General features: G+C 69.3%; 22 protein-coding genes and 1 tRNA gene. 6 read left to right on the top strand and 17 right to left on the bottom strand.

Annotated elements, in window-relative coordinates:
• Positions 1 to 10: 10 nt before the first annotated feature.
• Together RN607_RS07645 and RN607_RS07650 are read right to left on the bottom strand one after the other, a co-directional pair.
• A complete protein-coding gene (locus RN607_RS07645) occupies positions 11 to 1,585 on the bottom strand; it encodes a cache domain-containing protein (RefSeq protein WP_313541593.1) in 1,575 nt (524 codons plus the stop codon).
• Positions 1,586 to 1,657: 72 nt separating this feature from the next.
• A complete protein-coding gene (locus tag RN607_RS07650) occupies positions 1,658 to 2,356 on the bottom strand; it encodes an HAD family hydrolase (RefSeq protein WP_313541595.1) in 699 nt (232 codons plus the stop codon).
• A gap of 23 nt (positions 2,357 to 2,379) precedes the next feature.
• Between RN607_RS07650 and RN607_RS07655 the strand changes: the two genes are divergently transcribed.
• Positions 2,380 to 3,243, top strand: coding sequence for a PAC2 family protein (locus RN607_RS07655; protein ID WP_313495913.1), 864 nt, complete (start codon positions 2,380 to 2,382; stop codon positions 3,241 to 3,243).
• Between the two features lie 13 nt (positions 3,244 to 3,256).
• On the opposite strand, the gene RN607_RS07660 is transcribed toward RN607_RS07655, so the two are convergent.
• Positions 3,257 to 4,117, bottom strand: coding sequence for an undecaprenyl-diphosphate phosphatase (locus tag RN607_RS07660; RefSeq protein ID WP_313495916.1), 861 nt, complete (start codon positions 4,115 to 4,117; stop codon positions 3,257 to 3,259).
• A gap of 67 nt (positions 4,118 to 4,184) precedes the next feature.
• Between RN607_RS07660 and RN607_RS07665 the strand changes: the two genes are divergently transcribed.
• The gene (locus tag RN607_RS07665) at positions 4,185 to 5,147 is read left to right on the top strand and encodes an aldo/keto reductase (protein ID WP_313541597.1); all 963 of its coding nucleotides are present in this window, start codon (positions 4,185 to 4,187) and stop codon (positions 5,145 to 5,147) included.
• Positions 5,148 to 5,166: 19 nt separating this feature from the next.
• Here RN607_RS07665 and RN607_RS07670 read toward each other — a convergent pair whose 3' ends face one another.
• Positions 5,167 to 5,439, bottom strand: coding sequence for a primosomal protein (locus RN607_RS07670; RefSeq protein WP_313495921.1), 273 nt, complete (start codon positions 5,437 to 5,439; stop codon positions 5,167 to 5,169).
• A gap of 78 nt (positions 5,440 to 5,517) precedes the next feature.
• Between RN607_RS07670 and RN607_RS07675 the strand changes: the two genes are divergently transcribed.
• Positions 5,518 to 5,739 carry a DUF5703 family protein gene (locus RN607_RS07675; protein WP_313541600.1) on the top strand — a complete coding sequence of 74 codons (222 nt, stop codon included), beginning with the start codon at positions 5,518 to 5,520 and terminating at the stop codon, positions 5,737 to 5,739.
• Positions 5,740 to 5,764: 25 nt separating this feature from the next.
• On the opposite strand, the gene RN607_RS07680 is transcribed toward RN607_RS07675, so the two are convergent.
• The 3 genes from RN607_RS07680 to RN607_RS07690 form a co-directional block, all read right to left on the bottom strand.
• On the bottom strand, positions 5,765 to 7,063 hold the full coding sequence (locus RN607_RS07680) for a M20/M25/M40 family metallo-hydrolase (RefSeq protein WP_313541603.1): 1,299 nt from the start codon (positions 7,061 to 7,063) through the stop codon (positions 5,765 to 5,767).
• A gap of 42 nt (positions 7,064 to 7,105) precedes the next feature.
• On the bottom strand, positions 7,106 to 8,515 hold the full coding sequence (locus RN607_RS07685; protein WP_313541606.1) for a glycosyltransferase family protein: 1,410 nt from the start codon (positions 8,513 to 8,515) through the stop codon (positions 7,106 to 7,108).
• Between the two features lie 59 nt (positions 8,516 to 8,574).
• A tRNA-Leu gene (locus RN607_RS07690) sits at positions 8,575 to 8,662 on the bottom strand.
• A 295-nt stretch (positions 8,663 to 8,957) separates the two neighbouring features.
• On the opposite strand from RN607_RS07690, the gene RN607_RS07695 reads away from it, so the two are divergent.
• Together RN607_RS07695 and RN607_RS07700 are read left to right on the top strand one after the other, a co-directional pair.
• Positions 8,958 to 9,737 carry a hypothetical protein gene (locus tag RN607_RS07695; protein ID WP_313541609.1) on the top strand — a complete coding sequence of 260 codons (780 nt, stop codon included), beginning with the start codon at positions 8,958 to 8,960 and terminating at the stop codon, positions 9,735 to 9,737.
• Positions 9,738 to 9,768: 31 nt separating this feature from the next.
• Positions 9,769 to 11,988 carry a sodium-translocating pyrophosphatase gene (locus RN607_RS07700; RefSeq protein ID WP_313495934.1) on the top strand — a complete coding sequence of 740 codons (2,220 nt, stop codon included), beginning with the start codon at positions 9,769 to 9,771 and terminating at the stop codon, positions 11,986 to 11,988.
• A gap of 91 nt (positions 11,989 to 12,079) precedes the next feature.
• Here the strand turns inward: RN607_RS07700 and RN607_RS07705 are convergent, their stop codons facing one another.
• The 7 genes from RN607_RS07705 to RN607_RS07735 form a co-directional block, all read right to left on the bottom strand.
• Positions 12,080 to 12,226, bottom strand: a complete 147-nt coding sequence (locus tag RN607_RS07705; RefSeq protein WP_313495937.1) for a GPGG-motif small membrane protein — start codon at positions 12,224 to 12,226, stop codon at positions 12,080 to 12,082.
• 143 nt (positions 12,227 to 12,369) lie between these two features.
• Positions 12,370 to 12,936: a methylated-DNA--[protein]-cysteine S-methyltransferase gene (locus RN607_RS07710; RefSeq protein ID WP_313541612.1), complete on the bottom strand. Its 567-nt coding sequence runs from the start codon at positions 12,934 to 12,936 to the stop codon at positions 12,370 to 12,372.
• Positions 12,920 to 14,395 carry an AlkA N-terminal domain-containing protein gene (locus RN607_RS07715; RefSeq protein WP_313541613.1) on the bottom strand — a complete coding sequence of 492 codons (1,476 nt, stop codon included), beginning with the start codon at positions 14,393 to 14,395 and terminating at the stop codon, positions 12,920 to 12,922. Before RN607_RS07715 ends, RN607_RS07710 begins: the two co-directional genes overlap by 17 nt.
• Positions 14,396 to 14,487: 92 nt before the next feature.
• The gene (locus RN607_RS07720) at positions 14,488 to 17,880 is read right to left on the bottom strand and encodes an error-prone DNA polymerase (RefSeq protein ID WP_313541615.1); all 3,393 of its coding nucleotides are present in this window, start codon (positions 17,878 to 17,880) and stop codon (positions 14,488 to 14,490) included.
• Entirely contained in the window at positions 17,873 to 19,588 is a 1,716-nt protein-coding gene (locus tag RN607_RS07725) for a DNA polymerase Y family protein (protein ID WP_313541617.1), read from the bottom strand. The genes RN607_RS07720 and RN607_RS07725 overlap by 8 nt, the downstream gene beginning before the upstream one ends.
• A complete protein-coding gene (gene imuA' / locus RN607_RS07730; RefSeq protein WP_313541620.1) occupies positions 19,585 to 20,268 on the bottom strand; it encodes a DnaE2-dependent mutagenesis accessory factor ImuA' in 684 nt (227 codons plus the stop codon). The genes RN607_RS07725 and imuA' overlap by 4 nt, the downstream gene beginning before the upstream one ends.
• A gap of 92 nt (positions 20,269 to 20,360) precedes the next feature.
• The gene (locus RN607_RS07735; RefSeq protein ID WP_313541622.1) at positions 20,361 to 21,170 is read right to left on the bottom strand and encodes a TrmH family RNA methyltransferase; all 810 of its coding nucleotides are present in this window, start codon (positions 21,168 to 21,170) and stop codon (positions 20,361 to 20,363) included.
• A gap of 96 nt (positions 21,171 to 21,266) precedes the next feature.
• Here RN607_RS07735 and RN607_RS07740 point away from each other — a divergent pair, with 96 nt between their 5' ends.
• A complete protein-coding gene (locus tag RN607_RS07740; protein WP_313541625.1) occupies positions 21,267 to 22,265 on the top strand; it encodes a DUF2157 domain-containing protein in 999 nt (332 codons plus the stop codon).
• Between the two features lie 68 nt (positions 22,266 to 22,333).
• Here the strand turns inward: RN607_RS07740 and RN607_RS07745 are convergent, their stop codons facing one another.
• The 3 genes from RN607_RS07745 to RN607_RS07755 all read right to left on the bottom strand — a co-directional run bounded on the left by RN607_RS07745 (position 22,334) and on the right by RN607_RS07755 (position 24,933).
• A complete protein-coding gene (locus tag RN607_RS07745) occupies positions 22,334 to 23,413 on the bottom strand; it encodes an SPFH domain-containing protein (protein ID WP_313541628.1) in 1,080 nt (359 codons plus the stop codon).
• A gap of 5 nt (positions 23,414 to 23,418) precedes the next feature.
• Positions 23,419 to 23,877 (bottom strand): NfeD family protein, encoded by a 459-nt coding sequence (locus tag RN607_RS07750; protein WP_313495955.1) that lies wholly within the window; start codon positions 23,875 to 23,877, stop codon positions 23,419 to 23,421.
• Between the two features lie 159 nt (positions 23,878 to 24,036).
• Positions 24,037 to 24,933, bottom strand: coding sequence for a sulfite exporter TauE/SafE family protein (locus RN607_RS07755; RefSeq protein ID WP_313495957.1), 897 nt, complete (start codon positions 24,931 to 24,933; stop codon positions 24,037 to 24,039).
• Between the last annotated feature and the right edge of the window lie 27 nt (positions 24,934 to 24,960).

The raw sequence follows: 24,960 nt of genomic DNA on the forward strand, positions 1-24,960 counted from the left end.
CGCAGCCACGTCACACCACCGCCGCGGCCCGCAGCCGACGGGACGTGTCGGCGAGAGCCACCGCCGCGACGCTCACCTCCCGGATGCCAGCCGAGGTGCGCTGAGATGCGTTGGCCACCTCGTCCAGCGCGGACGTGATGGTGCGGCTGCCCTCCGCGACCCGCTCGGTGCTCGACGCCATCTCCGAAGTCGTGGCGGTCTGCTCCTCGACCGCCCCGGCGATCGTCGACTGGAAGTCCGAGATCTGGCGGATGATCTCTCCGATCCTCGCGATCTCCTCGGTCGCACGCTCGACCGTCGTCTGGATCCCCAGCACCCGCTCCGAGATCCCACCGGTCGCACGCGCGGTCTCCTGCGCGAGGTCCTTGACCTCGCTCGCCACCACTGCGAACCCTGCGCCCGCCTCACCTGCCCGGGCCGCCTCGATCGTCGCGTTGAGCGCGAGCAGATTCGTCTGCTCCGCGATGGACGTGATGACGCTCACCACGGCGCCGATCTCCTCACTCGACGAGCCCAGGGCCACCACCGTCCGGTTCGTCGCCTCGGATGCCTCGACCGCTTCCGCGGCCATGCGCGCCACCTGCTGCGCGTTCTCGGCGATCTCGCGGATCGACGCACCCATCTGATTCGTCGCCGCCGCGATCGTGTCGATCCCCGACGTGACCTCCTGGGCGGAGTCGAAGACCGCGGCGGTGCGCTCCGCCACGCGGTCCACGTCGGTCGTCATGCCGTCCGAGCTGGCCGCCAGCGTCGTCGCGGAGACGTCGAGCTGCTCGACCGCCGCGGTCACGTCCCGCGCCACCGACGCCGCGCGCTCGAGCGTCTCGTTCAACGCGACGGCGAGAAGCTCGAGCTCCGTCCTACGACGCCCTTCCGGCAGGCGGGTGTCCATGTCACCCGAGGCGAGCACCCCCGTCGCGTCCTCCACGGCGCGCACGATGGAACGCCCCACCAGCCATGCGATGCCTGCGACGAGCACCAGGATGCCGAGGCCCCACGCTGCGAGCGCGAGCGACTGGGACCACGCTGCCGCGGCGACATCGTCCACGTAGATGCCAGAGCCGATGACCCATCCCCACTCCGGCACGCCCTGGACGAAGGAGATCTTCGGCGCGTCCGTCTCGGTGCCGGGCTTGGGCCACATGTACGACACGAATCCGGAGCCGTCCGCCTGAACCACGCGGACGAACTCGACGAAGATGGCGGTCCCGTCGGAGTCGGTGATCCCGCTGACGTCCGTGCCGTCCAGCTCGGGCTTCACGGGGTGCATCAGCATCGTCGGCGTCTCGTCGTTGATCCAGAAGTACTCGGCGCCGTCGTAGCGAAGGCCGCGCACCGCGTCGAGCGCCGCCTGCTGCGCCTGCTCGGTGGTCAACGTCCCCGCCTGCGCCTGCGCGACGTACGACCCGACGATCCCTGCAGCGACCTCGACCACGTGCTGGGTGGCCTCCTGCCGTTCGGTCATGATCCGAGTCTTGAGCGTCATGGCGCCGACGGCGACGAGCGCCACCATGCCGATGGCGATCAGCGCGACGAGAGCGAGTATGCGCGTTTGGATCGTCAGCCTGTGGAGCGTGCGGGTCACGGCGGTTCCTCTCATCGACGGCGACTTGCGCATCTCATCGACCGAAGAGCGAACCGTGTGAGGCTCGCGGTGTCAGCTCAGCTCGGCCGCATCCTCGAGCTCGTCGATCACGACGCCTGCGCGAATGCTGCGCAGCGTGCCAAGGTCCACCCTCTCCAACGACCGGACCCGACTGACGCCGTCGATCTCCTCGAGGGCGGTGAGCCTGCGCACCGCGAGAGTGTGCGCCCCGGACGCCGCGGCAGACCGGACTCCGGAACGCGAGTCCTCGATCGCGACGCACTCCGTGATGTCGACGCCGAGGCGGCGCGCGGCGAGCAGGTATGCCTCGGGATCGGGCTTGCCCCGCTCGACCTCGTCGCCCGCGACCACCACCTGGAACGCCTCAGGCACGCGGGCCTGGAATGCCTCGGCGAGCCGTGTATAGGACATCGTGACGAGCGCGCACGGGATGCCCGCGGACACCACCTCATCGAGGAGCCGCCGAGCGTCGTCCTGCCAAGGGACCCGGCGCGTCATGTCGTCGGCGACCGACGCGACGAGGAAGTCGATGATCTGGGTGGGTGCGAGCGCGATTCCCCGAGCCGCGAGGATCTGCGCCGAGTCCGGCAGCGACCGCCCGACCAGGCCCAAGCCGTCCTCATCCGTCCACACCACGCCGAAGCGCGTCGCCAACGCCTTCTCGGCGGCGATCCAGTACGGCTCTGAGTCGATGAGTGTGCCGTCCATGTCCCACAGGACGGCGGCCGGGTCGGAGTCGTGTGGATTCACGGACGCCAGTCTAGGCTGGCCGGATGAGCGAGGAGATCGAGGTGCCCCACCTCCCCGAGGACGAGTCAGTGATGATCGCCGCCTTCGAAGGCTGGAACGACGCGGGGGCGGCTGCATCGGCGGCGTTGGACCATCTTGCGGACATGTGGGATGCGCGGGAGCACGCCGTTCTCGACCCCGAGGACTACCACGACTTCCAGGTGAGCCGCCCTACGCTCACCCGTCTCGCGTCCGGCGACAAGGTGCTGTCCTGGCCGGGAACCGTCGTGTCATTGGCGCAGGGCGAATGGCGGGGCGACCGTGAGATCGCGCTCGTGCGCGGCATCGAGCCGTCGATGCGGTGGCGTCAGTTCTGCGACGAGATCCTGGACCACGCGGAGGACCTCGACGTCACGACGCTGATCACGTGCGGAGCGCTGCTCGTCGACGTCCCCCACACGCGCCCGCTGCCCACCTTCGTGTCCTCGGAGAGCACGACCGCACGAGAGCTGTTCGATCTCGAGCGGTCCGACTACGAGGGCCCCACTGGCATCCTCGGAGTCCTCGGCCACGAGGCGGAGCTCCGCGGCATCACGGTGATCAGCATGTGGGTGGGAGTGCCGCACTACGTCGCGCATCCGCCAAGCCCCAAGGGCACGGTCGCGCTCCTGAGCCAGATCGAGCGGTTCATCGGTGCCCCGATCGATCTCGGGGACCTGCCGTACGAGGCGGAGGCCTGGACCAGGGGCGCCGACGAGCTCATGGAGGAGGACGAGGAGATCGCGCAGCACGTCGAGCGGCTCGAGTCCATGCTCGACGAGGCGAGCCTGCCCGAAGCGTCAGGGGACGCGATCGCCGCCGAGTTCGAGCGGTTCCTGCGCAGGCGCGACAACGGCCCCGGCAAGTAGTCCCCTCGATCGCCTAGATCGCCGCGACCGTCCCCGTGACGAGCAGCGACACGATCGCGCCTGCGAACAGGATCCGATAGACCACGAACGGCACGAACGAACGGTGCGTCACCAGCCGCAGGAACCACACGATGACGCCGTAACCGACCACGAACGCGATGAGCGTCGCGATGGCGGTCGCCGCGAGACCCGGGCCGGAGGCGTCGGTCAGCCCGTCGAAGCTGGTCGTCAGCTCGAACAGGCCCGAGCCCAGGACCGCGGGGATCGCGAGCAGGAACGAGTAGCGTGCGGCGGCCTCGCGCGTGAGGCCGAGCAGCAGGCCCATCGAGATCGTGCCGCCTGATCGGGACACTCCAGGGATCAGGGCAAGCGCCTGGGCGAGCCCGAGGGCCACCGCGTCCTTGCCCTTGAGATCGGCGACGTGACGGCGCTTGGCACCGATCCTGTCGGCCCACAGCAGCACCAAGGCGAACAGGGCCAGCACCGCTGCCGTGATCCACAGGTTCCGCAGCGCGGTCTCGATGGCGTCCTTGAAGAGCACGCCCAGGACGACCACGGGGATCGAACCGATGATCACCCACCACCCGAGCCTCGCCTCGGGACTGTGGGCGCCCAGGCGAGCCCCACGGTCCTTGCCGTCGCGGCCTGCCAGCGCCGCCACCCACGCCTTGACGATGGCGACGATGTCCTTCCAGAAGTACACCAGCACCGCAGCCTCGGTGCCGATCTGGATCACAGCGGTGAACGCGGCGCCCGGATCCGCGCCGTGCGGCAGCAGCTCCCCGATCACGCGGATGTGTGCGCTCGAGGAGATCGGGAGGAACTCGGTCAGTCCCTGGATCAGGCCGAGCAGTGCGGCTTCCCACCATGTCATGTCGGCAAGGCTAGCGCCCGCGCGTCGTGTCCCCGGCACGCGTGGGGAGGACGGTAGCGTCGTCCGCATGCAGCGCAGGAGGGTCGGCACGAGCGGTCTCGACGTGTCGCGCCTGGGGCTCGGCACCATGACCTGGAGCAGGGACACCTCCGTGGAGGAGGCAGCGGACCAGCTCGAGATGTTCCTCGATGCAGGAGGCACTCTTCTCGACACGGCGGCGACCTACGCGGACGGAGGATCCGAGTCCCTGATCGGGGCGCTGATCAAGGGCGCGGTATCGCGATCCGAGGTTCAGATCTGCACCAAGGCAGGCATCCGACGCACCGCTGCCGGCGGCGTCATCGACGCGTCCCGGGACACGATGCTCGACACTCTCGACGCGTCGCTGGAGCGGATGGGCACCGATCATGTGGACCTGTGGCTCGTGCACGCCTTCGACGCCGTGACCAGCTCGGATGAGACTCTCCACGCATTGGAGATCGCCGTGAACTCGGGGCGAGCCCGCTACGTGGGGGTCTCGAACTATCCCGGCTGGGCGATGGCGCGCATCGCGACGCAGGCCACGGGCAGGCCTGCGCTGTCCGCCACGCAGATGGAGTACTCGCTGCTGCAGCGCGGGATCGAGCGGGAGGTGCTGCCTGGGGCACGCAGCCTGGGCCTGGGCGTGCTCGCCTGGTCTCCGCTCGGACGGGGCGTCCTGACGGGGAAGTACAGAGACGCGGTGCCCGCCGACTCCCGCGCCGCTTCCGAGCACCTCGGTGGCTTCGTGGACCCGTACCTGGGCGATCGCTCACGTTCGGTGGTCGAGGCGTTGGCCACTGCGGCCGATGGCCTGGGGATGTCGGCGCAGGAGGTCGCGCTCGCGTGGGTGCTGTCACGGGAGTGGATCGCCTCCGCGATCGTCGGCGCGCGCACCGCTCGGCAGCTGGAGCTGTCGCTGCGCGCCGCGGATCTCGAGCTTCCCGCCGCCATCATCAACGCCCTGGACGAGGTCACGGCACCCGACCTGGGCTACCCGGAGCGCCGGTAGAGGGCTCCATGACGACGTCTCAGTGGAGTTCGAACTCCTCGATGTCGTCGTCCAGCTCGTCCTCGTCCTCGACGGCGTGGGCGTCGAGCTCGTCGGAGTCGTCGAGCACCACGGGCAGGGACTCTCCGAACTCGTCGTCGAGCGCTGACTCGTACGACTCGAAGGCCTCCGCGAGTGCGTCGTACGCGTCATCGACGGCGACGTCATCCTCGCCACGACGCCCTGCGACGGCCGTGAGGTGCTCCTCGAATGCGGACATCAGGCGGCGCAGCGCCTCGCGCGACTCGTTCATGGTCACGACGGTACCCGCGGTTCTGCTGAAATGGGAGGGATGAAGATGAACAGGAATCAGCGCGATCATGGTCATGTCGTGTCGCCGACACGGCCGAGGGACGGCGCGCGCTCGCGCCTCGAGTGGCGAGTAGTCGACATCCCGCGCGAGGTGTCGAAGGCGGACGCGCGCGCGATGCTCACCGAGCAGGCGGAGTACGGCAAGTGGGAGCTGGCACGCACGCAGCTGTTCATAGGCGGCCGTCGTCGCGTCTGGCTGAAGCGGAGGACGATGCGCGTCGAGCGCTTCGACGCCGCCTGATCGCTCCCCCGGGGCGTGGCCGACGTCAGCAGTCCAGCAGGAACTCCACCACCACGTCGGCGCCCACGCGCAGCGAGCTGATCGGGATCCGCTCGTCGATCGCGTGGAAAAGGCTGGAGAAGTCGAGGCCGTCGGGCAGCATGAGCGGCGCGAACCCGTAGCCGTTGATGCCGATCCGTGCAAGGTGCTTGTTGTCGGTGCCGCCCATCATCATGTAGGGCAGGGCGATCGCCTCGGGGTCAGCCGTTCGGAGCGCGGCGATCATCTTGTGCACCACCGGGGTGTCGAACGGCGCCTCGACCGCGGGCTGCTCGATGTACTGCTCGATCTTCACGTGGCTGCCTGCGAGCTGCTCAAGCTCGCGAAGCACCTGCTCCTGCTGGCCCGGGAGATAGCGGGTGTCGATGTATCCGGTCGCAACGTCGGGGATCACGTTCGTCTTGTAGCCGGCATCGAGCATCGTCGGGTTGGACGTGTTGCGCAACGACGCCTCGATCATTCGGCTCACAGGCCCGAGACCCGCGACGATCTCGGCGATCCGCTCGTCCGTCGGCTCGTACTCGAGGCCGAGCAGCTCGGCGGCGCCCCGCAGCAGAGCCTCCGAGGTGGGCGTGATGTCGAGCGGCCAGGCGTGGGAGCCGATCCGGCTCATGGCACCGGCCAGGTGGGCCACGGCGTTGTCATGATGCACAAGGCTGCCGTGCCCCTGGACGCCCGTGCCGACGAGGCGCAGCCACGAGATGCCCTTCTCGGCAGTCTGGATGAGGTAGGTGCGACGCCCTCCGACGGACACCGAGAAGCCGCCGACCTCAGAGATCGCCTCGGTGGCTCCGCGGAAGTCGTCGGGGTGGTTGTCCACCATCCAGGACGCGCCTCGCCTGCCTCCGTGCTCCTCGTCCGCGAAGAAGGCGATGACGATGTCACGTGCCGGCTTGCCGCCCGTGGCGATGATGCGCTTCACGGCCTCGAGGTACATCGCCGCGATGCCCTTCATGTCGACCGCGCCGCGGCCCCAGATCATCTCATCGTGGATCTCTGCGGCGAACGGCGGATACGTCCACTCCTCGGGGAAGGCGGGCACGACATCCAGGTGGCCGTGGAGCACGAGCGGCGGCCTGGTGCGGTCCCGACCCTCCCACAGTGCTGTCACGGTGGTGCGCCCCGGCTCCGCCTCGCGGATCGTCGGCTCCAGTCCCAGATCGGACAGGAAGGTCGCGACGTACTCGGTGGCGACGCGCTCACCCGGTCCCGGGGCATCACCGTAGTTCGAGGTGTCGATCCTGATGAGGTCCTGCGTGAGCTGGATCAGCGAGTCGTCGGACATGCCCGTCAGCCTAGCGCCGACCGTTCCACGGCCTCGCAGTCGTCACTCGACCACGAGGGGCGGCATGTGGAACGCGTTGCCCAGGTCCACCGCGAGCACGATCCATCCGGCCACGATGAGAAGGCCGACGAAGCGCCGGTAGCCGGCGTGCGCGCTCGCCATCGCGATGCAGCCGATGGCGATGGGGATCAGCGACAGCCCGTAGCGGCCGGTGACGTGCGGGAAGTACTGAGGAACGGTGTTCGCGAGGTAGGTCTGCACCTGCACGGCCACCGGGTAGATCACCGCTCCGATGAGCAGCAGCCATCCCGGTGACTTCTTGACCGAGGAGTCCACGAATGCGACGACCACCGCGAAACCCGCTCCGATCACGATCGCGTTCAGCACCTCGGTCCACCCTCGCAGCAGGGCGATGTCGAGCGGGTACTGGACGTAGTAGTCGCTCGCGAGCTCGAGACCGCCGAACATGCTGGGCAGCCACTCTGAGAACGGGAACCCTTCGACGTCCTCCGTGTTGTGGCCCATCACGGGGTTGGTCCACGACCCGCTCGCACGGATGGCCTGGATCCCTTGCCACACCACGTAGGTCGCCAGCACGGCCACCAGGATCGCAACGGCCGCCGTGGCGAAACGACGTCGGATGGCGGGGGCGTCTGCCCGCCGCACGGCCTTGATCAGCAGCAGCACGGCGAGCGCGAGGAACGGGACCACCATGATCACCTTGACGCTCGTCGTCACAGCGGCGAGCACTGCGGGGATCCACCATCGTCGATCCTCCTCCACGATCACCAATGCCGCGGCCCACAGCGCAGCGGCTCCTGCGAGCGGTGCGAGGGCGTCGGGGTTGACAGTGGTCGAGGCGTGCAGGATGCGTGGGAAGAGGGGCAGCAGCGCGGGCGCGACAAGCGCGAGCGCGGGGTCGACGCGCCATCGCCTGAGGGCGACGTAGAGCACCCACATCCCAGCGGCGAGCCACACGATCCCGAGAGCCCTGGCCGCCGACATGAAGCCGACCGCCGGCGCGACCTCGGTGATGGCGCGTGCGGTCAGGCCCGTCAGCAGGTAGTACGTCGGAGGATGTCCGAAGTTGTAGTTCTCGCCGCGATAGGGGTAGTCAGCCGGATCGAGGGTCGTGCCGCATTCGGGGAGCTCGTACGTGTTCCGCCCCTCGCAGGCCCACAGTCGGAGGATCTCCGGGCTGAGGGTGCTCCCCTGCCGCGGCACCTCCCCATGCGCGACCTTCCACGCGTAGTCGACGTGAGTCGGCTCGTCGACGAACGACATGGTCTGTCCGCTCACATGCAAGGTGGTCAGGACCAGCGCGGCCGAGATCAGCGTGTAGAGCACCGCCGCGAGGACGCGGCGGCGGCGCTCCTGATCGGGCGCGGTCGCCGTCTCCACCCAGAGGGAGCGACGCGGTCCCTCGACCGCAGGGCGTGGTCCATCGAGCATGGCGCCAGACTATCCGTGCGAACACCACGAAGGGCCCCTCCGAGGAGGGGCCCTTCTGCTGGTGTCCGAGGGGGGACTTGAACCCCCACGCCCTATACGGGCACTAGCACCTCAAGCTAGCGCGTCTGCCAATTCCGCCACCCGGACGAGTGGACCGAGGCTCTCTACGAGCGCCTCAGCGCGACCAAAAGGATAGCACGCCATCGGGCCCGTGTTCACCACCTCGCCGTCCGCCTGGACTCACCCGCACCCCTCCCCTGCGCCTGTGCGGTGTGAACGCGCACACTGGATACGGGCGTCGGGGACCGGCCGGTGCGCCGAACATGCCGGACAAGGCTCGATTCAGACGCCCCACAGGACCAAGGGCCCAGGTAACACCACCTGTGACGCGCCTAGCGTCGAAGGTGAGGCACCACTCCAGTCAACGAGGACAGGAACACTGATGACGACGAATCTCTACCTCTCGCTCATCCCCGAGGCGCTCATCGCCTCGATGCTCACGCCCGAGGAGTTCGGCCTCTACTACGCGATCGGCAATGCCAAGCGGTCGCGCGGTCAGGCGGTGTTCTTCTCGGTGGACAGAGCCAGGCTTCCCGAAGGCGCATTCGACCTCTCGGAGGTCGACACACGGTGCGTGCCCCACCCCGACGGCGGACCGAAGCGATCGCTCTACATCGCGATCTACCGCGTGCTCGAGCGCATCCCCCGCGAGGCCATCACTGCACTCCACCTGGCGACGGACGACGGCCGCGTCCTCACCCTGTCCCCCACGGAGTACGAGCCCCAGACCGACAGCTGGTCGCACCTGTACCAGGAGTTCTGCCCCGTATCGCCGCGCGTCGTGTCGAGCCTCGATCCCGCTGCGTTCACCGCCTTCATCACCGATGACACGCAGCCGGTCCACGTGCCGAGGATCGTGTTCGCCGAGCTCACCTTGGGAGCACTGGCGCAGGACCCCGTGAACGGGCGAGCGGACGATCTCCCGTATCCGAACGTCGGGCATCTGCGGGACTGCCTCGTCGAGCTCGCGGACGACGCGGGAAAGTCGACCAAGACCGTCCTGAGGCAGATGACGCAGGAGGTGCTGTTCCGCACCGTCAGCGGAGGCTTCCACGTCGGCGACGCCACCGGTCTCACCACGTTCGCCCTTCCCAGCCGAGATGCCCTTGAGCGTGAGCACTTCGCGTGGTGGCGTTCGGCGCAGTCCACCTTCGGCCAGTAGCCGATCCCGTCCAACAGTTCGAGAGGAACCCATGCCCGTCTGGTTCTGGCTGGTGCCCACCGCATCGGTGATGGCGCTAGGCGCCGCCTACTACTTCTTCGCCGCCATGATGAAAGAGTCCGAAGGCACGGAGACGATGGCGCGCATCGCGCTGCACGTCCGCAACGGCGCCCTCGCCTACCTGAAGCAGCAGTACAAGGTCGTGGGCATCGTCCTCGCGTCCCTCACCGCCCTGTTCTGCGTGCTCGCCTACGGTCTGCACGTGCAGAACCCATGGGTGCCGTTCGCATTCCTCACAGGCGGGCTGTTCTCCGGCCTCGCGGGCTTCATCGGGATGCGCACCGCGACGTACGCCTCGGCCCGCACCGCCAACGCGGCGCGTCACTCGCTCAACGCCGGGCTCAACGTCGCTTTCCGCTCGGGCGCGGTCATGGGGCTCACGGTCGTCGGTCTGGGACTCCTGGACATCTCGATCTGGTTCTTCGTCCTCACCCAGTTCTACGACATCGAGCAGTCGCAGCACGTCGTCGTCATCACGACCACGATGCTGACGTTCGGCATGGGCGCCGCGGTGCAGTCGCTGTTCGCCCGCGTGGGAGGCGGCATCTTCACGAAGGCTGCCGACGTCGGCGCCGACCTGGTCGGCAAGATCGAGGCGGGCATCCCCGAGGACGACCCGCGCAACCCGGCGACGATCGCCGACAACGTGGGCGACAACGTCGGCGACGTCGCCGGCATGGGCGCGGACCTCTACGAGTCCTACGTGGGCGTCATCCTGGCGTCCGCCGCGCTGGGCGCGGCCGCGTACTACTCGAGCGACACCGGCACGCAGGTGCTCGCCGTCATCGCCCCCATGGTGATCGGCGCGCTCGGGGCGCTGCTCTCGATCGTCGGGGTCTTCTTCGTGCGCACCAAGGAGGGTGCCAGCCAGAAGGATCTTCTGGGCTCGCTCGCCAGGGGCGTCAACGGCGCCGCCGTGCTGATCGCCGCGCTCTCGCTCGGCCTGCTCGCATGGATGGGCATGCCCAACCTGTGGGGCCTCTGGCTCGCGCTCGTGGTCGGCCTCCTCACGGGCATCGCGATCGGACAGGCCGCCGAGTACTTCACCTCGGAGAGCTACAGGCCCACCCGCACCATCGCGGGAGCCAGCAAGACCGGCCCCGCCACCGTCATCATCGCGGGAGTCGGCTCCGGGATGCTCTCCGTCGCGGTACCCGTCATCGCAGTCGTGCTCGGGACCACCCTCGCGTACTTCTTCGGATCAGGCTTCGAGTACTCGACGTCCACCATGAACCTGGGGCTGTACGGCATCGGCATGGCTGCCGTCGGCATGCTTTCGACCCTCGGCATCACCCTCGCGACCGACGCCTACGGCCCGATCGCCGACAACGCGGGCGGGAACGCCGAGATGGCGGGCCTGCCGCCAGAGGTGCGCCAGCGCACCGACGCGCTCGACTCCCTTGGCAACACCACCGCCGCCACCGGCAAGGGCTTCGCGATCGGGTCCGCCGCTCTCACCGGCATGGCGCTCCTGGCCTCGTACATCGAGGAGGTCAAGATCGGGATCTCGCACATCCTCGACCGTGGCGTCGACTACGTCTTCCCGGACGGCAGCTCACTCGCTGCCGGCGCGATCGACCAGCTCCAGTCCCTCAACCTCATGGATATGATGTCGCGCTTCGAGGTGGTGCTGATCAACCCGAAGGTCATCGTCAGCATGTTCATCGGCGCCATGCTCGCGTTCGCGTTCTCCGGCATCACGATGAACGCCGTGGGCCGCGCCGCGGGCCAGATGGTCGACGAGGTGCGTCGCCAGTTCCGCGAGATCCCCGGGATCATGAGCGGCGAGACGGACCCGGACTATGCCCGGTGCGTCTCGATCTCGACCAAGGCAGCCCAGAAGGAGATGATGCTGCCCGCGATCCTCGCGCTGGCCGCTCCCGTGCTCGTCGGGCTGATCTTCGGCGTTCCCGGCGTCCTCGGGCTGCTGATCGGCGCGATGGTCACAGGCTTCTCGCTGTCGATGTTCATGGCGAACGCCGGCGGCGCCTGGGACAACGCGAAGAAGTACATCGAGCAGGGCAACCACGGCGGCAAGGGCTCCGAGGCCCACAAGGCCGCGGTCATCGGCGACACCGTCGGCGACCCTTTCAAGGACACCTCGGGGCCCGGCCTCAACATCCTCGTGAAGTTGATGTCGATGGAGTCCATCGTCATCGCCGGCGTCACAGTGGCGGTGCACCTCCTCTGACATCACGTCCTCCTGACACCCGCGTCCGATCTCTCCCGGGACGCCGAAGGGGCCGCTCCTGAGAAGGAACGGCCCCTTCGTCATGCACGGGTCACGTGAGCAGGCTCACGCCTCCCGGACCGATCAGCAGCGCGATCACGATGAGGACGATTCCCCAGAGGATCTGGCGCTGGAAGATGCGGACGACTCCGATGATGCCGATGATCAGAGCGGCGATCCAGAGGATGAAATCCCACACGATGATGCCTCCTACGTCTCGGTGATGTGTCGGACGCAGAGGACAACCCCGAACGATGCTCCTGGTATTCCCGCACCACAGGACAAAGCATCGCCAAGGAGGCTCGGAAGGACCAGCCAGAGGCAGGGCGCACAGCCCCTGCCTCACTCGCGCGAGAACGCACCCCCGCGCACGTCGATCGGGAGCATCGCGCCCTCATGGGCGAGCAGCCAGCGCTTGCGATCAAGTCCGCCTGCGTAGCCCGTCAAGGCACCCTTCGCGCCGATGACGCGGTGGCACGGCACCAGGACCCCGACGGGGTTCGCGCCGACCGCCGCCCCGATCGCGCGCACAGCGCGCGGCCGTCCCACAGCGTCGGCGAGCTGCTGATATGTGCGGGTGGTGCCGGCTGGGATCTGGAGCAGCGCGTTCCAGACGTCGCGCTGCATCGGGGTTCCCCGAAGATCCAGGGGCGGAAGCTGCGCGCCGTCGCCGCCGCCCACGAAGTAGGCGCGCAGCGCCGCGAGCGCTCCGGCGACGAACGGGTGCGCATCGTCGCGCGGTCCGGTCGCCGCCAGCGGCGCTGCCGCCGCGCGCCGAGGCAGGCCCGCGCCCGGTGCGACGAAGGCGACGGAGCGCAGGCCCTCAGCGGTGGCGACCACCCTGAGAGCGCCCAGTGGCGAATCCATCTCAGCCCATGCCGCAACGAGTGCGTCATTGTTGGTAGACATCGTCCATTCCTTCCGATCGAGCGGTCCAGAGGTGCTGAGCCGCGTATGCCCGCCACGGGCTCCACCGCTCTGACTCCGCACTGAGGAGCGCAGCGTCCAACCCGGTCACCTGACGCAGCACCAGGTCGCCTGACGGGAACGCGTCGGGGTCCGCATAACCCCTGAGCATGATGTAGTCCCTGGTCCACGGACCTATGCCGGCGATCGATCCGAGGAACCGGAGCGCCTCTGATCGGTCGGCTCCCGGCGAGACGTCAAGCGTTCCGTCCACTGCCGCGCGCGCCACAGCTGAGATGGTGCGCCACCGCGACGCGGGCATGAGTCCGCTCGAAGGATCGACGTCAGCAAGACACTCTGGCGTCGGCATCAGCAGGCGCGCAGAGCCGTCGAGCCGTGCGCCCCATCGAGATGCGATAGCCCCGAGCGTGCGCGTCGCACCGGCGACAGAGACCTGCTGCCCGACCACTGCCCGGACGATCGTCTCGAAGACATCGACCGTCCCCGGCACACGGAGGCCCGGCGCGCGAGCCACCAGTGCAGCCATGGCCCGGTCGCGACCTAGGGCGTCAGCGACAGCGACGGGGTCCGCGTCCAGGTCGAGCAGGGCGCGACAGCGTGCGACCGCGGAACCGAGGTCCCGCGGATCTGACAGCTCGAGGGTGGCGTTCACCGCGCCGGGCTCAGGTTCGAGCGTGACGATCGCGGGCCCGTGATGCAGCGCGAGCGTGCGCACGTGCACTGTCGGCGTCGTCTCCTCCACGCCCGCGATGGTGCGCGCTGCCAGGAATGCGAGAGCGCGGCGGCCGTCGAAGGGTTCGCGCACGCGCAGCCGGAGGCGCACCTCGGTGCGCGCGATCGACCCCGCCTCGAGACCTGTCACGACACGCGCTGACCTCCCGCGTCGCGCATTGCTCCGCACGTCTGACGGCGTCATGCCCCACGCCGCGCGCGCGGCATCGTTGAACTGGCGTACGGAGCCGAACCCTGCGGCGTAGGCGACATCCGACACGGGCATCGCCGTATGCTCCAGCAGTGCCCGCGCCGAGTGAAGCCGGTGCGCAGTGGCGAGGGCGAGCGGTGCCGCGCCGAGCTCGTCGACGAGCACGCGCTGCAGGTGCCGTCTTGAGTAGCCGAGGCGGATGGCAAGGCCGTCCACCCCGTCGCGATCGACGACGCCGTCGTCGATGAGGTGCATGGCCCTCGCTGCGATGTCCCCCGTCACGTCCCAGTCCGGGGAGCCCGGGACGGCTTCGGGCCGGCACCTTCGGCAGGATCGGAATCCTGCGGCCTGCGCCGCTGCCGCCGTGCGGAAGAACGTCACGTTCTTCCTTGCCGGCGTGCGCGCGGGACACGACGGCCGGCAGTAGATGCGCGTGGTGACCACTCCGGTGAAGAACTGACCGTCGTACCGTGAGTCCCTCCCGGTGATCACCGCATATCGCGCATCGTCGTCTCTCATGTCATCGAGCATGACGTATGCCCGGTCCGACCGCTGGCGCTTTTCGGACATGGCGGTCCAGCATGCCGAGGCGAGACGCGGGCTTGCGTCGGTCAACGGAAGTCCCGGCTGCTCGTCGGCACCCTGAGGCTCAGCGGAGCAAGGTGCTCGGCCACCAGGTTCGTCGCACCGTCGGCGCGCTCGATCCGTCCGCGGATCACCAGCGCGGGCGAGCGCCTCGCCACAGCCTGGAACCTCCGCCACAGACCGGCCGAGCAGATCACGTTGAGGAACCCCGTCTCGTCCTCAAGGGAGAGGAAGGTGACCCCCTTCGCAGTGCCGGGCCTCTGCCGATGAGTGACCACGCCTGCGGTCGCGACCCGCCTGTCCGCCTCATGCGTCAGGACGTCCGCCACTCGCAGCACCCCCTGCCGGTCGAGCCCTTCCCGCACGAACACCGTCGGATACGAGTCGACCGATACGCCCGAGGCCCAGACGTCAGCCACCGCCTCCTCGACCAGCGACATCCCCGGCAGCGTCGGGGCGACCGCACCGGGCACGACGTCCGGCAGCGTCCCCGGTCCTTCCCGCGCGAGGATGCCCGCAGCCCAGAGCCCCTCCCTCCGGGTGACGCCGAGCGCCTCGAGCGCACCTGCGGTGGCAAGCGCCTCCCACTGGACCACCGTCAGCCCCCTCGCTGGCGCGAATCCTGCCTTCCCTGCGGCACCCGCCGCCCGCACCCTGACCCGACGGGCCATGTCGCCCAGCGAGGTGAACGGTGCCTCCTCGCGCGCCGACACGATCGCGTCCGCCGCGTCGGAGCCGAGTCCTCGGATGGAACGCAGCCCCATCCTCACCGCAAGGGTCGGGTCGACTCGCGTCAGCGCGGTCATGTCCGACCGCGTCTCCACGGGCGGCGTGAAGGGAGTCGCGAGACGCTCGACAACCGCGAGCGACTGGGAGCGCACGACACACGGTCGCAGCACCACCTGGCCATGCCTGCGGGCGTCCGCCGCGAGCGACTGCGGCGAGTAGAAGCCCATCGGCTGCGCCGCCAGGAGCCCTGCATAGAAGGCTGCAGGCTTGTGGACCTTGAGCCAGCTCGAGGCGTAGACCAGGTACGCGAACGAGTAGGAGTGCGACTCGGGGAAGCCGAAATCGGCGAAGGCCTTGAGCTTGTCGAAGATCTGATGCGCGATGTCGGGGGGCACGCCACGCTCGCTCGCCCCGACCATGAAGCGCGCCCGTAGCGCCTCCATGCGCTCGGGCGAGCGCTTGGAGCCCATGGCTCGACGCAGCTGATCGGCCAGCGCCCCGTCGAAGCCCGCGCAGTCCATCGCCATCTGCATGAGCTGCTCCTGGAAGAGCGGGACACCGAGCGTCTTCTCCAACGACTTCTTCAGCAGCGGATGCAGGTAGGTGACCTCCTCGCGACCCCGGGCGCGCGAGATGTACGGATGGACGGATCCTCCCTGGATCGGTCCGGGCCGGATCAGAGCCACCTCGATGACGATGTCGTAGAACCGCCGAGGCCGAAGCCTGGGCAGGGTCGCCATCTGGGCTCGGGACTCGACCTGGAACACCCCTACCGTGTCCGCGGCGCAGAGCAGGTCGTAGACCGCAGGGTCCTCCTGCGGCAACGAATGCAGGTCGAGGTCCTCCCTCTCGACGTCCTGGACGTAGCGGAACGCGTACTTGAGCGCCGACAGCATCCCCAGGCCGAGCAGATCGAACTTCACAAGACCCGCGTCCGCGCAGTCGTCCTTGTCCCACTGGAGCACCGTGCGACCAGGCATCCGCGCCCACTCGACAGGACAGACGTCGATCACAGGACGGTCGCACAGCACCATGCCGCCTGGATGGATGCCCAGGTGCCGCGGCAGCCTCAGCATCCGTTCGGCGAGGTCCACCACCTGGCCGGGGATGTGATCGACCGGCTGGACGGGCGGAGGCTCGGGCCACATCGCATCGCGCTGACGCGCTGCCCAGGCGGCCTCTGCCGCCTGGTCCGTCCGCAGCGTGGACCACCGGTCGATCGATGTGGACCAGGCGTCCTGCTGCCCGGCGTCGAAGCCGAGGGCCCTCGCCGCGTCACGCACGGCGGATCGAGGACGGTACTGGATGACGTTGGCCACCATGGCCGCATTGATGCGACCGAACTGCTCGAAGACGTACTGGATGACCTCCTCGCGACGGTCCGACTCGATGTCGACGTCGATGTCGGGCGGCCCGTCGCGCTCCGGAGCCAGGAACCGCTCGAAGAGCAGGCCGTGGGTGACCGCGTCGACCGCGGTCACCCCGAGCGCGTAGCAGACCGCCGAGTTGGCTGCAGAACCACGCCCCTGGCAGAGGATGTCCGCCCGATGACAGAAGCTCACGATGTCGTGAACGATGAGGAAGTACCCCGGGAAGTCCAGCGCTTCGATCACCGCGAGCTCATGCTCGATCTGCGCCCAGGCCCCACGGACCCGTTCCGCATCGGGTGGACCGTACCTCTGCCGCGCACCGCGATACGTCAGCTCGCGCAGCCATGTGGCTTCCGTGTGCCCGTCAGGCACGGGATACGGAGGGAGCCGGGGCGCGACGAGCTGCAGGTCGAAGGCGCATTCCGCGCCGAGCCTTGCCGCCGTCGCGACCGCCTGAGGGTGCCGCCTGTGACGATGGAGCATCTCCCCCGGCGATCGCAGATGCTGTCCCGCGCCGCCAGGGAGCCACCCATCCATGTCGTCGAGCGCGGAGCGGGCCCTGACGGCGGCCAGCGCAGCGGCGAGGTCAGCGTCCCGGGGTGTCGCATAGTGCGCGTTCGTGGTGGCCACGAGCGGCAGTGCCGCATCGAAGGCGAGATCGGCGAGCGCGCTGTTGACCTCGGAGTCGTACGGCTGACCGGTGTCCGTGATCTCGACAGCCACATTGTCCCGACCGAACAGCGCAGCGAGCCGGTCGATCTCGGCGTGCGCAGCCGCGAACCCCTCACGCGTGACGCCTCGCCCCTGGTCCTCGAGCCCGACCCCGGGCACGCCGATCCCCGCGAGGGCACGACGCACGATGCCCTTGCGACATCCGGTGAGGACCAGCAGGTCTCCGTCGCCGTCGGCCGCGAGCTGCTCGAGCGTGTAGCGAGCAGTGCCCTTCTCCCCTGTGGCAAGGTGGGCCAGCCCGATGGCATGCGAGAGCCGGGCGTATCCCCTGGGACCGCGCGCGAGCACGAGCAGATGGGAGCCTCTGGGGTCCGGCCTGTCGGTCGGTGCGTCGAGCACGGGAGCCCCACCTGGCCCCTCAGGGACGGAGAGGTGGAGCTCCGCCCCGAAGATCGCGGGCATCCCGATGGCCCGCGCGGCATTCGCGAAGCGCACCGCTCCATAGAGGCCGTCGTGATCGGTGATCGCCATCGCTGAGAGCCCGAGCCGGCCCGCCTCCGCGGCCATCTCCTCAGGCTGGCTGGCCCCGTCGAGGAAGCTGAACGCGGAATGGGCGTGCAGCTCCGCATACTCGAGCCGCTCAGTCATACAGCGCCTCAAGCCGCCATAGCCCTCCCGCGAAGGCGACGAGGACTGCCATGCCCGGCTCGCCGTCGGGAGCGCGCAGCGCCAGCTGCATGTAGGCGCGACGATCGGCGTCAGGCGCCCACCATCTCTCGGAGACGGGCCACGGGCCCGCCCAGGCGTCCACCGGACGCGCCCTCTCCCACACGGGCCCCTCAAATCGACCGACATGCCCGGAGGAGGGATGCCGATGGGCGGCGCGAGCGATCGCGTCGCGAGGGTCAGCAGGCAGACGCACCCATGTGGGGGATGCGGAGATCGCGAGCCGCCTGTCGACCGAGACGGGGCTTCCGCCTGCGTCGAGCACCTGCACCGGTGCAGGCACAGGGAGCACGGTCGCCGGCGCCGGGTCAGGGACATGCCCAGGCCAGGGATGCTCGATGCGCCGAGGCGCCTCTCCTTCCTGGCCCCATGCGAGCGCGTGGACACGATCACGAGGCGAGCGTCCCCCCTGCTCGGACACGGCGAGGACCCCGTCGATGCCGAGCAGCCCCTGCAGCCGCTCCAGGGCGCGGCGGGCCTTGGCATCGCCTCCGGAGGAGCCACCCCACAGGTACGACTGCTCGTCCCCAAGCGCGACCACATCCTCCGCCACCAGCGCCAGGGAGATGAGAGGGGCCGGCGTCGGACCGTCCGCAGTCCCGGACAACCACCCCTCGAGCTGCCAGCGGACCCTGTCGGCCATGTGCGAGGCGAACGCACCGGAACGGGTCACGACATCGGTGCGCCACACACGTTCGAGCCTGCCGCCCTCGACCGTGGACGCGATGATCCTCACCTTCCCGCAGCGCACGCCCGCTGCCAGCAGCGCCTCGTCGAGCCGTTCCGCCGCGTCCCGCGCCGCCCACGCGAGCTGCTCGACACGCTCGGCCGGGTCCTCGAATGCCTGCTCGACCGCGATGTCCTCCTCCGCGCGTCGCAGCACCGGCGGCGCGACATCCTGCCCGAGCGCCATGCGGCGTGCCCACGCGCCGAGGGGACCGAAGCGTGCCAGCACATCGCCCGCGGGGAGAGCCGCAAGCTGCCCGAGGGTGTGCAGGCCGAGCCGCGCGAGCACTCCCGCGAGCTCCTCCGACTCGACCCGACGACCACGCTCCATGGCGGCATGCACGAGCGAGTCCACTGGAAGCGGGGAGAGGAAATCCGCAGATCCTCCGCGCGGGACCATGACGGAGAGCCTGGCCGCCATGACCGCGGCCAGCAGCCCATCGGCCGCGCCCACCTGCGCCTCCCCGCCGGCCTCGGCGACCGCGTCGACCAGGGCTTCGGCGAGCGCCTCCTCCGAGCCGTGGAAGCGCGCTGCTCCGTCGGCAGGGATCATCAGCAGACCTGGCCGGGATATCTCGACGCCTGCGACGACCCGCTCGGCGGCTGCCGCGACCGCCTCGAACTCGCGGGCGTCCCTGCCCTCGTCGTATCCCAGGACCACCAGGTCCGGGCAGACGCGTTGGGCGTCCCGCCGCCTCATGCCTCGCCTCACGCCTGCCGCACGGGCGACGGCGGACACCGCCACCAGTCCTCTCCCATGAAGCACTGCCGCAGAGGCCTCCGCCCCCAGTCCCGCCTCGGTCGCGGCGGCGACGACAGGCCAGTCGGGCACCCACAGCACAGCACGTCGCACCGTCGCGACAGGGCCGTCCAGCGGCGCCGCCTCACGCGTCTCGGCGCTCACGCCACCTCCTCGCGGGCACCCGCATCCCGTACCCATGCAGGTGCCACCGAGCGGTCGACGTCCAGATCGATCCGCACCCGTCGCACCGAGCCGAGCCGCCGTCCGCTCACCGCCACCGTCGCCTCGCGACCACGAAGGCGACCATCCCCCGCCCCGAGACCGGACCACCGCACCCTCTCGACCGACAGCGACAGCTCCGCCCCCGGCCAGGGACCGACGGAGAGCATCAAGGCGTCCTGCTCGCGTGCGCGGGAGGCCAGACGCCTGCGATCCGATTCCGAGAGGACCAGCCGCTCCCCCGCCATCACGACGTCCACGCCCTCGAGGCAGAGCCCGATCACCGCGGCTGCCTGCATGCCAGGCTCGGGGACGAGCGCGAGCCGGGACAGATCCATCCCCCGCCGAGCGGCGGCCACGACACCGACCGATGGCATGCCGACCGCTGCGGACCAGGCACCCTGTCGAGAGGCCTGCCCGGCCAGCGCCAGCAGCAGCGACGTGGATCCCGAGACGCTCACCACCCGGCCACGAGGCAGCCCCTCAGGCAACAGCATGCGCCACTGCTCGTCCACCCTCCAGGCACGCTCGGAGACGTCGCGCGCGACACCGACCCGCGCCTCGACCTCCTTGAGGGCGGCGCGGGCTGCAGCCAGCCGATCGTCGCGAACCTGTTCGAACATACGTTCGATTCTGCCATGTCGCAGCGACATCCGAGAAGGCTCGATCGCCCTCTCCGGAGAGACGGGCACGACCCAGGGGGGACGCCGAGGGATCAGCGCACTCGCAGCTCCCACATGGCGACAGCCGACGCAGCGGCGACGTTCAGCGAGTCCACCCCTCCAGCCATCGGGATCGTGACCACGGCGTCCACGCTTCGCAGCGCGCCACGCGACAGCCCATCACCCTCGGAGCCCATGACGATCGCCACCTTCTCGTGGCCCAGCGCCGCGAACTCGTCGAGCGCGACCGCATCGTCCGCGAGCGCGAGCCCCGCCACGACGAAGCCCGCCTCACGCATGCGACCCAGGTCGGCCGGCCAGTCCTGCGCGCGTGTCCACGGCACCTGGAAGACGGTGCCCATCGAGACCTTCACCGATCGTCGGTAGAGCGGGTCGGCGCAGGTCGGGGCGACGACGATCGCGTCGGCCCCGATCCCGGCCGCGGAGCGGAAGATCGCTCCGACGTTCGTGTGATCGACGACCCCTTCGAGAACGACCACTCGCCGCGCTGGAGAGACCAGCTCCTCGACGGCGGGCAGCACGGGCCGACGCATGGCTGCGAGCGCTCCGCGATGCACCTGGAATCCCGTGATCGACTCGAGGAGGTCGACCGGCGCAAGGTACACCGGGACGTCGACACCCGCGCGCGACAGGGCGTTCTCGATCCCCGGCAGCCAGCGCTCGCTCACCAGCACGGAGAAGGGCTCATGCCCAGCGGCGAGGGCGCGGGAGATCACCTTCTCCCCCTCCGCCATGTACAGACCTCGCTCAGGCTCGAGCAGGCGGCGCAGAGCGACATCGGTGAGGTCACGGTAGTCGGCGAGGCGCTCGTCGGACGCGGAGTCGACCAGGATCACAGGCATGCCTCCATCATCCCAGGCAGGGCCTGCGACGATGCGCCGGCGAGCGTAGCCTTGAGGTGAGGGCTCCGGAGGGGTCCGAGCTGAGAGGACGCGGCCATGGGTGCGCGGCAGGATCGGTTCGATGAGTGGGTCGAGGCGGGGCTGCTCGAGACCTCGACGGCGGACGCGCTGAGGGCCTACGAGGCGGGTCACGGTCGCGATGCGGTGGCACCTGTGCTGCGCGAAGGCGCGGCGTCGACGGAGCCTGAGGCGGAGCGAGCCGATCGGGGCCCGGTGCGCGGGCTCGTCGGGGAGATCCTCGGGTATCTGGGCGCGGTCCTCGCCATCACCGCGATCAGCTTCATCGTCAGCCAGACGTGGCCGTCCATCTCCACTCCCGGTCGCGTCGCATTGGTCGCGGGCCTGACCGCGATCGTCGCGGTCGCGGGTGTCGTCGGGACTCGTTCGCCTCAGGATCCTGCGCAGCGCCTCGCCTCGGTGCTGCTGTTCTCCACCGTCGTGTGCTTCGGATGGCTGGCCTGGGTGTCGGTCGACGCCGCAGGACTGCGGGACGAGGTCGCCGGCCTGTGGACGTTCGTCGCGGCTGGTGCGGTCGCCTGCATCATCTACGTGTGGCGACGCAGGGCTCTCGCAGAGCTGGCCCTCCTGGCTGCGACGGTCGGAATCGCGGCGACGACGATCGAGATCCTGAACGCGACGGACGGGATGATCCCGGGTCTCGTGATCGGTGCCGTGGGCGCGGCATGGCTCGGGCTCGGGGTCGCGCGGATCGTCACGCCGTCGCACCCTGCGCTTGTCGCGGGCGGCCTGGTGCTGCTGTTCGCCGTCAACACGATCACGTCCACGGACGGCACGCGCGGTCTCGCGCTCTCCGTGGGAGTGCTGCTGGCGATCGCGATGCTCACGCTTGCCGTGATGCGACGCGAGCTGCTCGTGCTCATGATCCCTGGCGGGATCGGCCTGCTGTCGATGATGCCTCAGCTGATAGAGCACTACGTGGGCGGAGCAGTGGCCACCTGGACCGCGGTGCTCGCGACGGGTGTCGCGCTGATCGTGGTGGCAGTCAGGATGCTGCGGGGCCCGAGACCTGACTGAAGCAGGTCGCCCGCACAGGGAAGGACCCCGAGGAGCCGATGCTCCCCGGGGTCCGGTCCATGCGGTGGCTACTGACCCTTCTCGACATCCGGGTTGAACGGACGACCAGACTCGGAGCCTGCCCTGTCGGCCTCGGCGGAGACGCCCTCGGCCTGCCGGCGAGCTTCCTCGAGGGCCGCTCGCGGGTCGGCGAGCGCCGACGTGATGCGGGACTTGCGACGCTCGGAGCCTTCGGCACGACCGAGCGGTTCCAGCTCCTCGTTGACCCCGAAGCCCGCCGAGATCGCCTTGAGCGCTCCAGTGAACTCCGTGGGGACGAACCACATCTGGTTGTTCGTGCCCTTCGCGATCTCCGGAAGCATCTGGAGGTACTGGTAGGACAGCAGCTTGGAGTCCGCGTCGCCCTCGTGGATCGCGTCGAACACCTGGAGGATGGCGCGAGCCTCACCCTCCGCCTTCAGGATGCGGGACTGAGCCTCGCCTTCGGCCTTGAGGATCGCCGACTGCTTCTCACCTTCGGCGGTCAGGATCGCGGACTGCTTGATGCCCTCGGCGGTCAGGATCGTCGCACGACGGTCACGCTCGGCGCGCATCTGCTTCTCCATGGAGTCCTTGACGGACATGGGAGGCTCGATCGCCTTGAGCTCGACACGGTTGACGCGGATGCCCCACTTGCCGGTCGCCTCGTCCAGGACGCCACGCAGCTGGCCGTTGATCTGGTCGCGGCTGGTGAGCGTCTGCTCGAGGTCCATCGTGCCGATCACGTTGCGGAGCGTGGTGACGGTGAGTTGCTGCATGCCGACGATGTAGTTGGCGATCTCGTAGACCGCGGACTTGGACTCGTTCACCTGGAAGTAGATGACTGTGTCGATCTCGACCACGAGGTTGTCGGAGGTGATGACCGACTGCGGAGGGAAGGAGACGACCTGCTCGCGCATGTCCACCCTCTGGCGGACCTTGTCCACGAACGGGACGAGGATGTGCATCCCGGCCTCGAGCGTGCGCGAGTAGCGGCCCAGCCGCTCGACCACGCGCGTCTCGGCCTGGGGGACGATCTGCAGCGCCCTCGCGATGGTCGAGATGATGAAGATGACGAAGACGATGAGGGCGACGATGCCCACGAGCCCCCCGACGCTGATGTTGTCCATAAGCCCTATTCCTCCTTCTCCGCGGCCTGACCGGCCGCGTTCGATGCGACGATGGCCGTCGCCCCCTTGATCTCGATCACGACGGCGTCTACGCCCTCCGCGATCGTCGGCGCGTCCTCACGCGTGCGCGCCGTCCATACCTCGCCCGCGAGCTTCACTCGGCCGGAGCGCTCCGTGATCTCGTCGAGCGTGAAGGCCTCCATGCCCACGAGTCGCGCGGCGTTCGTCTCAGCGACAGGCCCCTTCTTGCGAAGGGAGCGCAGCAGATACGGACGCACCGCGAACAGCAGCACGCTCGACACTCCCGCGAACACCACGATGCTCAGCCAGAGCGGTGCTCCCAGCTGGGCCGCGACGCCGCCCGCAAGGGCGCCGCCGGCGAACATGAGGAGCGTCAGATCGAGCGTGAAGATCTCCGCGATACCGAGGGCCAGAGCCCCGATGTACCACCACAGGGAATCCATTTCCCACCTCCTGTTGGCACGCTAGCAGGCGGTTCATGGGCCATCCATCGGTCCGAGGAATGAGTGGATGACGAGAACGCCTCCTCACCATCCTCCCAGGGACGGATCGTGCCCGCTCGGGCCGAGGGGGTGCGTCACAGGAATGGATCGAGGCGCTCCTCAGGCGTCCGCGGGCTCACGCTCCGCGACCTCGGCGACCTCGGCAGCGGGAGCCTTCCATGCGCGATGGATCGCCCATGCCCACACGAGCACGATCAGTCCGTAGACCGACCAGCGCCAGGTTCCGATCTCGACAGGAAGCGCACCCATGAGCGTCCGGGAGTTGGTGAGGATGATCATCCCTCCCACAGCGGCGCCGAGCATGCGCGGTGGCACGATCCGGACGAGCCAGGCGGCGATCGGAGCAGCGATGAGGCCTCCGAGCAGAAGCGCGAGCACCCAGCCGCCGTCGATCCCGGCGGTGCCGAGGCCGAGGAGGAAGCCCAGGGAGGCCGCCACCGAGACGAGGAACTCCGCGGCATCGATCGAGCCGATCACCTTGCGAGGCTCCATGCGACCCGTGGCGAGGAGCGTGGGTGTGCCGATCGGCCCCCAGCCACCGCCGCCGGTCGCATCGACGAAGCCTGCGACAAGACCGACGGGAGCGAGGAAGCGCTTGCGCAGCGGTCGCTCGGTCCGGTCGACGCGGGGCTGCGCGACGGTGAAGCGCGTCAGCACGTACACCCCGAGTGCGAGCAGGAGCAGCGCGGTGAGCGGCTTCGCGGCATCCGTGGACAGTCCGGACAGCACCGAGGCTCCGATGAAGGCGCCCGCAGCGCCGGGCACGCCCACGCGTACCACCACCCGCCAGTCGACGTTCCCGAAGCGCCAGTGCGACAGGCCGGAGGCCAGGGTGGTGCCGACCTCGGCGAGGTGGACGGTCGCCGAGGCGGCTGCCGGCGCGAGACCGACGGCAAGCATCAGGGTGGTGGAGGTGACTCCGTAGGCCATCCCTAGGCTGCCGTCGACGAGCTGGGCGCCGAGACCGACGAGGGCGAGAAGCACGAGCGTGCGCATGCAGGACCCCTTCCAGCGCCGACCGCG

Origin of the sequence: Demequina capsici, assembly GCF_032102965.1 — a bacterium.
Lineage (GTDB): Bacteria > Actinomycetota > Actinomycetes > Actinomycetales > Demequinaceae > Demequina > Demequina capsici.